The 16,132-nt window shown below is 41.6% G+C and carries 15 protein-coding genes; 6 read left to right on the forward strand and 9 right to left on the reverse strand.

Going from position 1 to position 16,132, the window contains the following annotated elements:
• Positions 1 to 8: 8 nt before the first annotated feature.
• The 4 genes from C2M33_RS00515 to C2M33_RS00530 form a co-directional block, all read right to left on the reverse strand.
• A complete protein-coding gene (locus C2M33_RS00515; protein ID WP_105173376.1) occupies positions 9 to 1,508 on the reverse strand; it encodes an ABC transporter permease in 1,500 nt (499 codons plus the stop codon).
• Positions 1,508 to 2,548 carry an extracellular solute-binding protein gene (locus C2M33_RS00520; RefSeq protein ID WP_105173377.1) on the reverse strand — a complete coding sequence of 347 codons (1,041 nt, stop codon included), beginning with the start codon at positions 2,546 to 2,548 and terminating at the stop codon, positions 1,508 to 1,510. The genes C2M33_RS00515 and C2M33_RS00520 overlap by 1 nt, the downstream gene beginning before the upstream one ends.
• The gene (locus C2M33_RS00525) at positions 2,548 to 3,360 is read right to left on the reverse strand and encodes a hypothetical protein (RefSeq protein ID WP_105173378.1); all 813 of its coding nucleotides are present in this window, start codon (positions 3,358 to 3,360) and stop codon (positions 2,548 to 2,550) included. The genes C2M33_RS00520 and C2M33_RS00525 overlap by 1 nt, the downstream gene beginning before the upstream one ends.
• Before the next feature lie 96 nt (positions 3,361 to 3,456).
• Positions 3,457 to 3,912 (reverse strand): MarR family winged helix-turn-helix transcriptional regulator, encoded by a 456-nt coding sequence (locus C2M33_RS00530; protein ID WP_105173379.1) that lies wholly within the window; start codon positions 3,910 to 3,912, stop codon positions 3,457 to 3,459.
• A 103-nt stretch (positions 3,913 to 4,015) separates the two neighbouring features.
• On the opposite strand from C2M33_RS00530, the gene hmgA reads away from it, so the two are divergent.
• Together hmgA and maiA are read left to right on the forward strand one after the other, a co-directional pair.
• A complete protein-coding gene (gene hmgA, locus C2M33_RS00535) occupies positions 4,016 to 5,320 on the forward strand; it encodes a homogentisate 1,2-dioxygenase (RefSeq protein WP_105173380.1) in 1,305 nt (434 codons plus the stop codon).
• Positions 5,320 to 5,949: a maleylacetoacetate isomerase gene (gene maiA, locus C2M33_RS00540; RefSeq protein WP_105173381.1), complete on the forward strand. Its 630-nt coding sequence runs from the start codon at positions 5,320 to 5,322 to the stop codon at positions 5,947 to 5,949. Before hmgA ends, maiA begins: the two co-directional genes overlap by 1 nt.
• Before the next feature lie 53 nt (positions 5,950 to 6,002).
• Here maiA and C2M33_RS00545 read toward each other — a convergent pair whose 3' ends face one another.
• On the reverse strand, positions 6,003 to 6,233 hold the full coding sequence (locus C2M33_RS00545; RefSeq protein WP_063703665.1) for a TIGR02647 family protein: 231 nt from the start codon (positions 6,231 to 6,233) through the stop codon (positions 6,003 to 6,005).
• A gap of 77 nt (positions 6,234 to 6,310) precedes the next feature.
• Between C2M33_RS00545 and C2M33_RS00550 the strand changes: the two genes are divergently transcribed.
• Positions 6,311 to 6,610: a DUF1496 domain-containing protein gene (locus tag C2M33_RS00550; RefSeq protein ID WP_105173382.1), complete on the forward strand. Its 300-nt coding sequence runs from the start codon at positions 6,311 to 6,313 to the stop codon at positions 6,608 to 6,610.
• 56 nt (positions 6,611 to 6,666) lie between these two features.
• On the forward strand, positions 6,667 to 6,933 hold the full coding sequence (locus C2M33_RS00555) for a VF530 family DNA-binding protein (RefSeq protein WP_105173383.1): 267 nt from the start codon (positions 6,667 to 6,669) through the stop codon (positions 6,931 to 6,933).
• Between the two features lie 10 nt (positions 6,934 to 6,943).
• On the opposite strand, the gene C2M33_RS00560 is transcribed toward C2M33_RS00555, so the two are convergent.
• Positions 6,944 to 8,563 (reverse strand): diacylglycerol kinase family protein, encoded by a 1,620-nt coding sequence (locus C2M33_RS00560; protein ID WP_105173384.1) that lies wholly within the window; start codon positions 8,561 to 8,563, stop codon positions 6,944 to 6,946.
• Positions 8,564 to 8,867: 304 nt separating this feature from the next.
• Here C2M33_RS00560 and C2M33_RS00565 point away from each other — a divergent pair, with 304 nt between their 5' ends.
• Positions 8,868 to 9,557 (forward strand): anti-sigma factor, encoded by a 690-nt coding sequence (locus C2M33_RS00565; protein WP_105173385.1) that lies wholly within the window; start codon positions 8,868 to 8,870, stop codon positions 9,555 to 9,557.
• A gap of 179 nt (positions 9,558 to 9,736) precedes the next feature.
• Entirely contained in the window at positions 9,737 to 10,834 is a 1,098-nt protein-coding gene (locus tag C2M33_RS00570) for a HupE/UreJ family protein (protein WP_105173386.1), read from the forward strand.
• Between the two features lie 8 nt (positions 10,835 to 10,842).
• Here the strand turns inward: C2M33_RS00570 and C2M33_RS00575 are convergent, their stop codons facing one another.
• The 3 genes from C2M33_RS00575 to C2M33_RS00585 form a co-directional block, all read right to left on the reverse strand.
• Complete coding sequence (locus C2M33_RS00575; protein WP_105173387.1) at positions 10,843 to 11,460, reverse strand: TetR/AcrR family transcriptional regulator; 618 nt, start codon at positions 11,458 to 11,460, stop codon at positions 10,843 to 10,845.
• A 128-nt stretch (positions 11,461 to 11,588) separates the two neighbouring features.
• The gene (locus C2M33_RS00580; protein ID WP_105173388.1) at positions 11,589 to 12,992 is read right to left on the reverse strand and encodes an efflux transporter outer membrane subunit; all 1,404 of its coding nucleotides are present in this window, start codon (positions 12,990 to 12,992) and stop codon (positions 11,589 to 11,591) included.
• The gene (locus tag C2M33_RS00585) at positions 12,992 to 16,123 is read right to left on the reverse strand and encodes an efflux RND transporter permease subunit (RefSeq protein ID WP_105173389.1); all 3,132 of its coding nucleotides are present in this window, start codon (positions 16,121 to 16,123) and stop codon (positions 12,992 to 12,994) included. The genes C2M33_RS00580 and C2M33_RS00585 overlap by 1 nt, the downstream gene beginning before the upstream one ends.
• Between the last annotated feature and the right edge of the window lie 9 nt (positions 16,124 to 16,132).

Consider the following 16,132-nt stretch of genomic DNA (forward strand, 5'->3'; position numbering starts at 1 on the left):
ACTGATCCTTAATGTTCTAATTGACTGCGCTTTTCACCTGAGAGCATTATAGCTAAGCCGCATGCTGATATCACTACTAACAATAAGCCAGGTATAGCAGCGCGTCCAAAGTAACCGGCTTCATAAACACGCCATAAATAGGTTGAAAGGGTTTCAAACCCTGTTGGACCAAGTAACAATGTCGCTTCAAGCTCACGCATTGATTCTAAAAATACCAAAGCTGCGCCGGCAATAATACCGCGCAGTGTTAAAGGTAAGGTAATACGCATAAATGCTTCGCGGGGGCTGGCACCTAATACACGTGCCGATTTGATTAAACTCGAATCTAAGTGTTCAGTGCTGGTACGCACAGAGCCAACTGCCAGCGGTAAAAAGCGCAGTACATAGGCAATCACTAATAATGCCAGAGTTTGGTATAAAAGCGGTAATTGCAGGCCCCCATAAACAAGTGCAGTACCCATCACGATACCCGGAATACCAAACCCGAAATAAGTCACCCGCTCCATAATGCGCCCTACTTTACCGCTTAAGGCAGCATGCGCTACAGGTACTGCAACAACAACAGCGACAATAGCTGCAATGCCAGACGCATAAGCCGAATTCCACGCAATACTGAAATCAAAATCAGCAACACCATCACGGGCAAGCCACAGGGTAAAAATAGCTAGCGGCAAACAAATAGCCAGTAATAAAACAGGTAGAAAAGTCACTAGCATGGCTAATTTCTGGCTGTTCGATGGGAATAACATCAGCGGTCTACCGTGGCGCTCTGAAGCCGTTTTAATTTGCGATTCAATGAACAGTAAAAAACCGACTATCACCATTAATTGTAACGATAACATCGCGGCACGACTTAAGCCAAAGGCGTTGTATTCAACATAGATCACCCGAGTAAAGGTGTCTAAGCGCATCATCGCCGGTGTACCAAAATCTGATAAGGTATAAAGCGCAACCAGCAATGAACCCGCCGCAATACCGTTGATAACACGGGGCAAGATTACTTTAAACACGCTCATTGTCATCGACATACCTAAAGTACGAGCTGCATTTACCATGCTGGCATCTAGACTGAGTAAAGATGAACGCGTCGTAAGCATAACAAACGGAAACGTGTATAGCGTCATTACAATGGCAGCACCCGTTAAGCCATACATAGGCGGCGTTTCAAAGCCCAACAGCTGATTTATCTCACCACCGGGGCCAAATGCTGCATACAAGGTAAACGCACCAATATAGCTTGGAATTGCCAGAGGAGCGGCAAACAATACAAGCCAAATTTTTTTAAAAGGAAGTTGAACATAGGCACTAATAAACGCCAGAGGCACGCCAATTAAAATAGAGCCGATTACTGTTAACACCATAAGTGACAAGGTGTTACCAAGAATTTTTAAATTGTGACTATCAAAAACAGCCGTCGCATCACTCGCTAAAGTGATCAATATATAAACTGGCACTAACGCCAAAAGCGCTGCAAGCAGCGCCATCGGATAAGAAGCAGGTATGCGCATTATAAAACACCGCTACTGCGCATAAGGTCGAGTGTTGGCCTTAAATCTGCCAATTGAGTTAAATCGATTTTCGGCGGTGACACATCCGTTAACGCTGGTAACCCAGCTGGCTGGTCAATGCCTTGGATCAATGGAATTTCGTACGCTTCACGTGCTAAGTAACTTTGTACTTCAGCACTTAGTAAGTAACGCATAAAGTTCATTGCATTCGGGTTATCTGTTAGCGATAAAACACCTGATGCATTAACTAAGCAACCTGCATCTTGATTGGTGAAAGCAAGATCAAGGTTAGCATCTGGTTTGCCTGACTTAAGGCGTAATGTGTAATAATGGTTTGCAAAACCAATATCCACTTCGCCACGTTCAACGGCCATCACTACGCCAAGCTCACCAGCATAGGTTTTCGAACGTTTTTGAACTTTCTTCAGCCATTTAGCAGTTTTATCATCCCCTTCAAGAATGCGCATTGCTGTGACAAATGATTGGAATGATGCATAAGCCGGTGCCCAACCAATTGATAAATCGCTATCAGCAATTGCCATAATACTATCTGGGATCTGATCTTTACTTAAACGCTTGGTATTATAAGGCAATGTACGAATACGACCTGTTACAGGTGCCCAGCCCGGATAGCGGAACTGCGGTTGTAATTGCGCTTCTAAGTCAGATGGTAAGGCTTTAGCTAAACCTGCGTCGGTGACTAGACCAATTGCACCAGAGTCAACAGCCCAAAATAAATCAGCACGTTTAACACCTGCTTTAGCTTCCGCCACTATCATGTTGGCAAGTGCAGCAGTCGGGCCACGTCGAATTGATAAGTTAAGTTTTGGGTTTTTCTTTTGGATAGATTGCAGTACGTTTTCGTACAAACCACCTTCACCACGGCCTAGGTATAATGTTAGGTCACCCTCAAGGGCGGGTAAGTCATTCACTGAAATTGGGCTTGCAGCTGTTGCTGCAAAGGCACGTGAAAGAGATAGTGGCATTGCGCCCACTACCCCAAACGCAGCCAGGCCTTGAATAAAGGTCCTACGCTTCACTAAAATACATCCTTACGTGCTTTTTCGGCTTCTTCTAGTAACACCTTAGCGCGATCTAATTTTTCTTGCATATCAACAACCACTGCACGTACTTGGTCAACAGTACTTTTATCAGAAATAGCTTTTGGCAGGGTTACGTTAAAATCTTTTTCTAGAACTTCTACTAACTTCGCATCTTTTTCGATAAGCGTACCTTCAACACCTTCGAATAAGTGAAGGTAAGTATCATGTACAATTTGCGTCGCTTCATCGCTTAAACGCTCTGCGTATTTTGCAACAACGCGGTCTAATTTGTGTTTGATTTCATCGATAGTAGCACTTTGCGTCATTGTTTCAGAAGCAGTTGCTTTTACAGCTTTTAATAAGCCTTTTTGCTGGAAGTCGGCAGCAAGTTTAACAGCTCCAAGACCCTGCCACAAGGCAGCATTTAAGGCCTTTTGATGCTCACGTACTTCGCTTGCTGGTTTTTTATCATCAATGGCCATTTTAACACCATAAATACCTTGCCAGATTGATGCATAAACCGGTACGTAGTTTGTTTCAATCGCGCTGTGAAACTTTACTGATTCCCAGAATTCAATTAAGTCATCGCTTTTAACAGCCTTTGCGCCTTTAGTTTCGTAATCGGTAACCATGGTGTCGACTTTACCGATCATCCATTCAACGTCTTCAGAATAATCTTTTAAATTTTCTTTTAGATGATTAACGTGCTCACCAATTGGGCCATTTGCCAATACAGGTTGGGCAATAAAAGTAGATGCTAATACTAGGCTTAGACCTAGTGTTTTCACGGTGTTTAACGCTAATTTCATAAGAGGGGACATCCAAGTTTCTAATTGTAAATGATAGCCATTATCATATATGTATCGATTGTCTAAATCAATTGCTATAAAGCCTTGATTACAGATTTAAACATTTTTATTTAATTGCTCAGAAAGTGTACTCAGCGTGTGCATAAATTGTTGAAGTGCTTGGCTATCTAAGCCACTCACTAGACGTGCTTGCCACTCGTTTGCAAGCGGTACAATCTGTTCATGCAACGCTATTCCTCCAGCAGATAGTGATAGCAAACTTGCACGTTTATCTGTCGGATTCGCTTTGGCAACTATCAATTCCCTTGATAATAATGACTTTACAGCCCTCGACACAGTGGATTTGTCCATTTGAGCCATATCGCATAGCTCTTTAGCACTGCACTCACCGTATTGCGCTAGATTCGCAATCACACGCCATTGTGGCACGGTCAAATTAAACTGTTGTTGATATAGTTCACTAAATTGCTCACTCATCTGCATCGCAATGTTGGTTAACGAATAAGGTAAGAACTGTTGTAAATCGAGTATTTGTTTTCGTTCTGTTGTCATGGCTTCACTACTGTCAAAAAATATTTACACAAGTAAATTCTGTGTAGTTTGAATTTAGTCTCACATGAGAGTATCTTACCTAAAACCTTTCAGGAGTCTAGTGATGAATAACGAATTACAATATATGACAGGCTTTGGTAATGAATTTGAGACCGAAGCCTTACCCGGTGCATTACCTATCGGTCAATTCAGCCCTCAAAAAGTTAAATACGACTTATATGCTGAGCAATTCAGCACAACCGCATTTACAGCGCCGCGAGCTGATAACCGCCGAACTTGGTTTTACCGTATCCGCCCGTCAGTAGTACAAGGTGATTACACGCCTATCGATAATGGCCTTATTCGTACAGCTCCTATCACCGAAGTGCCAACGCCACCGACGATGCTACGTTGGGATCCAATTGAGATTCCTGCACAGCCAACTGATTTTATTGATGGTTTAATCACCATGGCTGCGAATGGCAGTGCCAATGCACAAACAGGTATTGGTATTCATATTTATGTTGCTAATAAATCAATGCAACATCGTTACTTTTATAATGCTGACGGTGAAATGCTGTTTGTTCCGCAACAAGGTGAGCTATTACTAAGAACAGAATGCGGCAAACTCACCGTTCGAGCTGGTGAAATTGCGGTTATACCTCGCGGTATTAAATTTGCTGTCGATTTACTTACTGATACAGCCCGTGGCTACATCTGTGAAAACTATGGCCATGCCTATATTTTACCAGAGCGCGGCCCTGTCGGTGCCAACGGTTATGCCAATGACCGTGACTTCCACTACCCTGTAGCCGCTTTTGAAGATGTTGAAGGTGATTTTGAGCTAGTTGCTAAATTCAACGGCAATATGTTCCGTTGTGATATTGGCCACTCGCCTTTAGATGTCGTTGCTTGGACAGGTAATAGCGCACCTTATAAGTATGACCTCGCTCGATTCAATGTTATGAATACAGTAAGTTACGATCACCCAGATCCATCAATCTTTACTGTATTAACATCACCATCGGGTACAGAAGGTGTTGCTAATATCGATTTTGCTATCTTCCCTCCACGTTGGATGGTGGCTGAGAACACATTCCGCCCACCTTATTACCACCGTAATATCATGAGTGAGTTTATGGGCTTAATCGAAGGTGTATACGATGCCAAAGAACATGGCTTTGTACCAGGTGGTTCGAGCTTACATAACTGTATGTCGCCACATGGCCCAGAAGCCGATGTATTCGAAAAAGCATCAAATGCTCAGCTTGAACCACAACGCTACGAAAACACCTTGGCATTTATGTTTGAATCACGTTACGTTATTTCACCGACAAAATATGCCCTTGAAGGTAAAGAGCGTCAACCTAACTACACAGACTGTTGGCGCACTATTAAAAAACATTTCACTGGTAAACAGGACGCATAATGAAACTTTATAGCTATTTTCGTTCATCAGCTGCATACCGAGTACGCATTGCGCTTAATTTAAAGAATATTGATCACGAATTAGTGACAGTTAATTTATTAAAATCAGAACAGCAAAGTGAAGAGTACCTAGCAAAGAACCCGCAAGGATTATTACCAGCACTTGAAACTGAGCAAGGTGTACTTGCACAATCGTTAGCTATTTTAGAGTGGCTCGAAGAAACCCACCCAGAAACACCGTTACTAACGGGTGATGCGTGGCAAAAAGCTCAGATCCGTAATTTATGTTATGCCGTAGCGTGCGATATTCACCCTATCGATAATTTACGCGTATTAAAGTACTTAGCTAATGATCTTGGTGTTGATGAAGAAGCAAAAACGACCTGGTATAAGCATTGGGTAGAAGTTGGTTTTGAAAGTATCGAAAAGCTACTTGATGAAGCGAACACTTTTTGTGTGGGCAACAAACCAACGCTTGCAGATGTGTGCCTCGTGCCGCAAGTATTTAATGCCTTACGCTTTAAAGTTGATATGAGTAAATACCCTAAAATTGCTGCAGTTTATGAGCAATGTAATAAGCTTGATGCCTTTATTGATGCTGCACCGCAGAATCAACCAGATGCGATTTAAGTGTTACTATGATTAATGTAAAAGGCCCGAATAATTCGGGCCTTTTTTATTTGTTATCTTAGCGCTGAGTTAATCACACTCACATGATTAATTAAATCGAGTCCCAAGTCGGTTAAGTAGCCCCCATCAGGACTATCCGTGATGCCTTTATCATAAAGACGTTTTGCTGCATCTCTGATAGAGCTTTCGGCATCTGAGTGAATTTTAATTCCCTGCATTTGAGAATCGCGGGGAAATTTTGCAAGGAGGGTTAATTCGTCAATCATATTTTTATCAAATTGCATGTGTTCACCTTTTTATTATTTATTCCTTGTCATAAGCTTAGTGTAGTTATGCAAATCTGCCCAACGGGAGACGTAATTTGTTAAAGAAAATTTTAATTCTAACTACATTGGTTATTTTACTATTTTTGAATAAATCAATGGCGAAAGAAAAACCCCTCGTTGTGATTGATGGTCAAGAAACGCTGAACAATCACAGAGTATGCTGGTACGAAAATAAGCGCTATACCGAAGGTGCGTATATCGTCGTTGGCGAGATGACGTTAATTTGCAGCGCCAAACAGCCTAATTTTTCAAACAGTGATTTGGCATGGCTAAGACTCAATGCAAATGGTGAAATTATTTATCCCAAACAGGCTAAAACGATTCATGTCAATTAGCTTAACGTTCACAGATAGGTTACTATTGCGCGGTTGCAAATAACCTAAGATTTATCATGGACAATCAACCTAATAATCCGTTGCATGGCATTAAGCTAGCTGACATCGTTACTAAACTTGAAAAAAAGCTTGGTTGGGATGGTATGGCAGCGCATGTCGATGTACGCTGCTTTCAAAATGATCCGAGTGTAAAATCGAGCCTAAAATTTTTACGAAAAACACCATGGGCGCGCGAAAAAGTTGAACAGTTATATATTGATACTTTTATCAATAACAACGCGGCTGATGACGGCTCGTTCCAATGGAAAAGCATTAAGAAATAACGCAAAAGCGCTATCCTTCAGCGTCAATCACCGAAAGCGATTTCGGTGATATCTCTACTTCAATTTTTTCCGCCGTTTTCACCTCACCATCTATTACATAACTTAAGCCAGCATCTGCACTCACTGTTACTCGTTTTGCGTTTGTGTGGTGGCTATTAATTGCAAAACTAGTTTGCGTAATACTCGAAAACACTAACTCAGCAATACTGAGTGTACTCGCTTTAGAGTCCGCACTGGGTGTTAACCAATTTACATCAAGTAAACCATCTTGATGATCTGGCTGCCCTGCAGATTGAGCAAGTAAGGTAGTAAATGGCGCAGCGTTGGCAATGATTAAACTTGCGGTATTAATTGTTTGCGGTTCGTTATCATCAAGCGTAACCAGATAATCTTGCGCCTCATGCTCACCTAATGCTTGCCAAAACCCTTGTAAATACGCAAGTTGCCCTGATTCATTTTTTGCATCACGATGGGCTTTTTCAATCATCTTTTGTTCAAAACCAATGCCTGCAAGTAATAACATACGCTCACCATTGCACACAGCGGTATCTATTCGACTCGCCTGCCCTTCAATTATCAGTTCACACGCTTGTTCAACAGGAATAAGTTTCGATTTAATCCCCATTAGCACATGCGCCAGTGCATTGGCGGTACCAAGGGGAATAATCCCCAGCTTACAGTCTGTATTAACAAGTACACTTGCAACCTCTGTTACTGTGCCATCACCACCACAAGCAATGACTACATTAGGGTTCAATTCAAGTGCTTCTTTGGCTAACTCAGTACCATTTACCTGTTCCGACGTTGTATAAACAGTTAAATCATAATACTCAGATAAGCGGGATGTAATTTGCTTACGTTTTGCTTCCCACAGTTTTGTGCCAGAAACCGGATTAGCAATAAGCACCGCTTTATTCTTTATTAATAAGTCACCACGGCGATGACGTTTCACAAGATGACGCAGCTGACGTTTATTTAAATTTGCAGTTTCACGTGTCTCTTTAATTTGCGCCAGTACTTGGTGCACATCGGCATCTTTGTTTTGGCTAAGTAAGTAAGCAGCCATCACAAAGACAGAGCGCCCTCGACCAAGGGCACAATGCACAACCACCCTTCTATCTTCTTTAACTTGGTGATCAATCCAATTAATTGCTTGGTGTAATTGCGCGCTTGTTGGCACACTATGATCAAGTACAGGGATATTTAAATAGCGAATATTCTCTTGGGTAGAAGACCACTCAAGACCATCAAATTCACACGTCACATCTAAAATAGCCGTGATACCCATCTCTTTCATGGTGTCTATATCTGAAGGAAATAAACGACAAGCTAAAAATAAATGCTCATTAATTTGTTGCAGTGGTGGCACTTTGTCATTTTTTCTTGACCACGCATTATAAAGTTGCGCGCCAAGTAAAAAGGGAATGAATGCCCACCGTATGTAAATGGGGATGACACCATTTTCTCGTTTTCTAAAAATACGTGCGATATTAAAAAAGTATGCGCCACTGACTAACAGTAACGACAATGCAGTCCAATAAAAGAACAGCGCAAAATACACTGTTTCAACCCGAATAGCTGCAATTATAAATACAATCGCTAGTGCTAAGTAACTAAATGCTGCCCACATAATCACTCCTTGTTATTCTAATTGCATAGTACGTTGCAAATTTCACTCCAGTAAAACTGGCTTATTTAACCTTGCTGGCTATTTAAAATCAGTAACTTAGCGTTCATTTAAAAACCTATACTTTAAGTTTAGGACATTTTTTCACAACTTTATGAATAACTTACAATTATTTACACAAGGCACGATTGATAAATTTGCCAAGCTGTTTTTCCCTGCTAGTCTAAATTAAAAGCAAAAACTAAGAATCACAGAGTTTGAGTGTCGCTTTTGTCAAAAACTTAAATCAATTCGAGCCTAATTCGTTATGAAATACGATGACCAAACGCTACTTAATTTACTTGCAGCAGAATACGTTCTAGGCACATTACATGGCCATGCCCGTGATAGATTTAGCCGCTTAATGCGCACCTCTCCTCGAGCCCGATACGCAACATCATTATGGCAAAGGCATATAAAAAATTTAGAAAACGCGATTGAATCTAACCCACCCGATCAACAAGTGTGGGATAAAATCACAAAACGAATTGACCCCATATTTTTACCAACACAGAAGAAAGCAAAAGACCCTAACTATGGAATTGTTAAGGCTTGGGGTGCAATTGCCACAGCAGTCTGTATTGTATTGGTGTTAATTACTTGGCAACCGCAAGAGTCATTTAGCGATAAAATCACTCATTCAGTGACATTTTATGATTCATCTAATAAGCCACTTTGGAATTTAGATATAAGCGATCACAGTATTTTACTAAAAGCAGCTAGTGATAGGATTATAGAAACTAATTATGACTACCAGTTATGGATCCGTTTAAAAGGCTACCCTAGCGCCATCCCTATTGCTTTATTACCTAAAACAGACAGTAAAGAAATTGCCCGAAATGCATTATTTAAACCGCAAAATATTGCGTTACTGGCGATAAGTCGAGAACCGATTGGCGGTTCACAATCAGTCTCCCCAAGTGAAATTCTTTATACAGCTGAACTTAACGTCAACTAACCTTACAAAGCCAAAACACTCATTATTAAAACACGAGCAAAGCCACTATTTCTAAGACAGATGACCTAGCCGTTAAACCTGTGTACTTGCTATAGTAACAGCCCCTTTTTACTTATCTTAAAAGAAATGCGGTCATTCGAGCATAAGACTTGCCCGCCTGTATTATCTTAGGAATAAACATGAAAAAGTCGTTGTTGTTTACGCTATTTCTATTGATTTTTAGTTTTACCAGTTATGCCCACCAGCAAAGTACCGCTTACCTTACTTTAGAACAACAAACGAGTCATACACTTTCACTCACTGGCTCTTGGCAAGCCTCTGTGACTGACCTCGATAAAGCGATTAACTTCGATAAAAATCAAGATAATGTAATTACATGGCATGAAATTACCTCTCAGCAGCAAGCAATTTTTAACTACCTAAATAGCCATTTTAATGTTTTACAGCAAGAACTAAGCTGCAAGGTTGCTTTTAAAGGTGAGCTCAGCGTGAATAACCACTTTAATCAGTCGTATATCCATGTGCCACTACAAGTTGATTGTCCATCTGATAGTTCTATAACAGTTAATTACACAGCCCTATTTGATATAGATGAGCATCATCAAGCAATTGCCGCCATTGCTAAATCAAGCCGCGTATTTGAACAAAATACGGCAAAACAAGTTATCAACTTTAAAGAGCAAAGCTTCACCACAACGTTTATTGAATATGTACATCAAGGCATATTACATATTTGGATGGGCACAGATCATATTTTGTTCTTAATCGCGCTATTGCTGGGCTGTGTGTTAGTACGTAAGCAAGGCGAGTGGCAACGTGTCGAGTCTAAAAAACAAATCCTTGTTGATACTGCGTGGATCATCACCGCTTTTACGCTTGCTCACTCAATGACCCTCACAGCAACTGCAATGAATATCATATCGCCAAACACCCGATGGGTAGAATTAGGTATTGCGCTTTCAGTATTATTTGCTGCAATAAATAATATTTGGCCAATGATTGTCCGTTTAGGTTGGATCACCTTCTGCTTTGGTCTATTGCACGGTATGGGATTTGCGAGTGTGTTAGGTGAGCTTGGCTTATCAAATGAATACCAGCTAATGAGTATTTTAGCGTTTAATTTAGGGGTTGAGATTGGTCAACTGGTTATTTTAGCTATTTGTTTACCGCTACTAATGCTCCTTAGAAATAACCCCTGGTACAAAAAAGCCATTATGCCAGCAGGCTCAGTGCTAATTGCAATTATGGCAATCCAATGGTCTATAGAGCGCTTTTAACAAGCGCTTTATTCAAACGGTAACAACAAGGTTTTCATTGCCGGACGCAACGCTTTATGTAACTCATTGATATTAAGATCTGGGTTTAACATCTTACGCAACAAGAGCCCCCCCATGACAGAAAACATCACTTCAATACGAGCATTTACTTCTTCAAGTGCCGTTCCTTGTAACGGCCCTCTTTCACCTACTAATAATTCGCGCATTGAATCACGGGCATGGGTATCTGAGCCACGTAGTAAGTTAGCTACTTTTTCATTACGCGCAGCTTCGGCCAACATTTCTAAATCAAGTGCACCTTGATTTAAATCGGTATGGCGCTCAACACCTCTGTCAAGACCATCAAGCAACACAGTAACGCGGTCGCCTGGTTTATCAGCAAACTCTTTAAAAATTGAGAACATTTCTTCCATATCACGTTCTACAATCGATTCTATAATTGCTTCTTTACTGGCAAAGTAATTATAAATATGGCCAGCGCTCATGCCTGCAGTTTTAGAAATTTCAGCCATTCCTGCGCCATGATAGCCTTTACGTCGAAAACAATCCGCTGCGGCACAAAGCACTTGATTACGTCTTGCCTCAGCAAGCGCAGGATCATTGTGTCTTTTCGTTTTTTGCGTCATGGTTTCTCCAAGCTTTACTGACTAGGGTTAACTTTAATTTAAACAAGGTTTACAGGATCTTAATCTTTGAGGAGAGTCAAAACAACTAAGAACCTGCAAAACCTTAAATAAATTATGCTTTTGCTGATTTATTGCACAGATTTTTGTGCATTCCAGCCGCCACCCAGTGCTTTATACAAATTAATTTGGCTCGCCAGATACGCTTGCTTACCCAAAATTAACTGTTGTCCTGCACTGTACCAATTTCGTTGTGCATCCAATACTTGCAAGTAGCTGTCGGCACCCTTTTGAAAACGCGCATCCGATAAAGTAAAAGATAGCTCATTACTTTGATACAAGTCATTCAGGGCATCTAGCTGATGCATATAACCTTCACGATCAGCAAGGGCATCAGAGACTTCTTTGAATGCCTGTTGAATGGTTTGCTCGTAACTGGTTATAGCCATTTCTTGCTGAGCTTTTGCAACATCGAGATTAGCTTGATTACGACCCATGTTAAAAATGGGCAAGTTTACCGAAGGCACAAAGCTCCAAGTTCCAGAACCTGAATCAAAAAGATTACTCAAGTCAGCTGAAGCTGTCCCCGCATTCGCGGTTAAACTGATGCTTGGATAGAATGCCGCTTTTGCCACACCAATGTTTGCATTGGCAGCCAATAAATCATGCTCTGCAGCTTTGATATCAGGTCGCTGAGTCAATAGCTCAGACGGTAACCCTACTGGCACATCAGGCAAACTAAGTACATCATCAATACTTTCACTTGGTAATAAATCTGCAGTGACGGTTTTACCTACTAGAAAATCGAGGGCATTTTTATCGCGCTTAAGTAAACGCTGATAGTTTGCAATATCGACCTTAGCGGTTGCTACTGTGCTTTCAAGTTGCGATAGCGTTAACTGAGAAGCTGCACCGAGGGCAAATGTTTTACGGGTTAGCTCTAAAGACTCCTGCTGAGACTTTAAAGTCTCGTTTGCAAGTGCCAAAAGCTCTTTGTCCGTCGCATAGTTAAGCCATGCATTCACTAATTCGGAGATCAAACTAATGCGCACACTGGTTAAACTGTACTCGGCCGAATATAGGTTTTGTAATGCTTGCTCTGATTGGTTGCGTACTTTGCCCCAAAGATCAATTTCGTAAGCGGTTAAGCCAACAGTCGCTGAATAATTTTCAGAGATATTTGCTTGACCAGTACCAGATAAATCTGCCGGAAGACGCTGACGAGTACCCGATGCATTTAGGTCTATGCTTGGGTAAAGCGCTGAATCTTCAATCTGATACATTGCTCTAACCTGCTGCACATTCAGTGCAGCAGTTTTAATATCTTTGTTGTTTTCCAGTGTGAGCGCAATCAGCTGTTGCAGCTGCGCATTACTGAAAAATGACTGCCAATTCAGCGCATTGATATCGCCCGCTGTACCTTGGATATCATAGTTTTGAGCAACGGGTAATTCACGTTGCTCCATATCTGGCGCCATATTACATGCAGATAACATAAGTGCAGCAACAGACACTGAGATTAGTTTAGCTTTCATTATGCCTGCTCCTCATTAGTTGATTTTGTTTTGCCTGGGAATACTCGGCGCACCAGTACAAAGAACAGCGGCACAAAAATTACTACGATGGTCGATGACGCAAGAGTACCGCCAATAACAGCAATACCTAGTGCGTTTTGTGCACCTGAGCCTGCACTTGATGCAATTGCCAGTGGTAGTACACCACACACAAATGCCATTGATGTCATAAAGATTGGACGTAAACGTAGACGAATAGCTGCTACCGCGGCATCGACAAGTTTCATACCTTCATCCATTTTATGAATAGCAAACTCTACAATTAAGATGGCATTTTTTGATGCCAGACCTATGGTGGTTAATAGACCCACTTGGAGATAAATATCGTTTGATAAATTAAATACAAATGACGCAATCGACGCACCAAATACACCAAGCGGTACAATTAGCATAACTGCAGCAGGAACTGACCAGCTTTCATATAACGCCGCTAAACATAGGAATACAACCAACAATGAAAGTGCATAAAGTAATGGCGCTTGACCACCACTTAAACGTTCTTCATATGAAATTCCTGTCCATTCGAACGATACGCCCGGTGGTAATTTCTTAACCATTTTCTCAACTTCAGCCATCGCTTGACCAGTACTGTAGCCTGGAGCAGCAGCACCTTGGATTTCCATCGCTGAAAAGCCGTTATAACGCTCAAGACGCGGTGAGCCATAAGTCCAATAAGAATGAGCAAAGGCAGTAAATGGCACCATGTCACCATTGGCGTTACGTACATACCACTCATCTAAGTCTTCTGGTACCATGCGTGATTCTGGCGTACCTTGTAAGTACACTTTTTTCACACGACCACGGTCAATAAAGTCATTTACATAGCTACTACCCCAAGCCGTTGATAACGTATTATTGATATCTGCTTGAGTTAGGCCTAATGCTTCGGCTTTTGCTAAATCAATATCTAGCTCTAGCTCAGGTTTATCTTCTTGACCATTCGGGCGCACACCTGATAACACCGGGTTTTGTGCAGCCATGCCTAAAAACATGTTGCGTGCTTCAAGTAGTTTTTCGTGACCTAGACCAACCCTATCTTGTAAGAACAAGGTGAAACCGTTTGCAGTACCAAGCTCAACAACCGCAGGAGGTGGGAAAGCAAACACGAACGCTTCTTTAATCGTTGAGAAGTACCCCATGGCTTTACCCGCAACCGCACCGACAGTTAAATCAGGACGCTGACGTTCATCCCAGTGTTTTAAACCCACAAAGCCGATTGCCGCGTTTTGACCAGAACCTGCAAAGCTGAAACCTGTTACCGTAAAGATAGACTTAACCGCTTCTGATTGTTCTTCTAAGAAGTGATGTTCCATCTTTTCAACAACTTTTAAAGTTTGCTCTGTTGTTGCACCGGCAGGTAAGCTTACTTGGTTAAACAAAATACCTTGGTCTTCATCTGGTAAGAATGCCGATGGTAATTGTGAGAAAATAAACACCATGCCACCGACGATTAAACCGTAAATAAGTAAATAGCGTTTACTGTGCTTGATCATGCGAGACACAAAACCTTGTGTACCCGAGTTCGTTCTGTCAAAACCACGGTTAAAGCCAAGGAAGAAACGACCAAATAAAGATTTATCGTTATGTACATGACTTGGTTTTAGCATCGTCGCACACAAAGCTGGTGTTAAAATCAATGCAACAAGTACTGATAAACTCATCGCAGTTACCAAGGTAATTGAGAACTGGCGATAAATAACCCCTGTTGAGCCAGGGAAGAACGCCATAGGCACGAATACTGCCGACAGCACCATCGCGATACCAACAAGGGCACCTTTGATTTCATCCATTGATTTACGTGTTGCCTCAAGAGGAGATAAGTTCTCTTCAGTCATGACACGTTCAACGTTTTCAACCACGACGATTGCATCATCTACAAGTAGACCAATGGCAAGTACCATCGCAAACATGGTTAAGGTATTAATTGAGAAGCCAAACACTTGCAAGATAGCAAACGTACCAAGCAATACAACAGGTACTGCAATAGTCGGAATAAGTGTTGCTCTGAAGTTCTGTAAGAATAAGTACATTACCAAGAACACCAGCACAACAGCTTCGATTAGAGTGCTGACAACTTTTTCAATTGAAAGCGAGACGAATGGCGTCGTATCGTAAGGAACAACCGTTGTTAAACCTTCAGGGAAGAAAGGCTCAAGCTCACCAAGGGCCGCTTTTACGCCATCAGCTGTATCAAGTGCATTAGCACCACTGGCAAGCTTAACACCTAAACCTGATGCCGGTTTGCCGTTAAAACGCGCAACAACACCGTAGTTTTCACCACCTAATTCAACATCAGCAACGTCACTTAAACGAACAACTGAACCATCAGCATTGGTTTTTACAAATATATTTCGAAATTGCTCAGGTGTTTGTAAGCGGCTTTGTGCAGTTACCGTTGCATTTAATTGTTGGCCACTTACTGCTGGCAACGCACCTAATTGACCTGCTGAAACTTGCGCATTTTGAGCACTGATTGCAGCACTAATATCAGCAGGAGTTAATGAGTACTTCAGTAATTTAGCTGGGTCTAACCAAATACGCATTGCATATTGAGAGCCAAACAGCTGCACTTCACCTACACCGTTTACACGAGAAATAATATCAAGCACGTTTGATGAAACATAATCACCAATATCGATGTTGTTCATACTGCCGTCTTCAGATACAAAGCCTACAACCATTAAGAAGTTACGAGCCGATTTTGCAACCGAGACACCTTGACGTTGTACTTCTTCTGGTAATAACGGTGTTGCAAGCGACAATTTGTTTTGTACTTGAACCTGTGCAATATCAGGGTCTGTATCTGCACTAAAGGTTAAGGTTAACGTCGCTGAGCCGTTAGACTCTGAGGTTGACGACATGTAGAGCAAGCCATCTAGCCCTTTCATTTTTTGTTCAATAACCTGTGTAACCGTATCTTCTAGAGTACGGGCCGACGCACCAGGGTATGTGGCTTGAATACTAATTGCAGGTGGTGCAATTGATGGATACTGCGCAACCGGCAAACTTCTAATTGCTAAGATACCTGCCAGCATAACAACGATAGCAAGCACCCATGCAAATATGGGCCGATCAATAAAAAATCGTGACATTAAGTTTCT

Source organism: Pseudoalteromonas sp. T1lg122 (genome assembly GCF_002964825.1).
In the GTDB taxonomy this organism is placed as follows: domain Bacteria; phylum Pseudomonadota; class Gammaproteobacteria; order Enterobacterales; family Alteromonadaceae; genus Pseudoalteromonas; species Pseudoalteromonas gelatinilytica.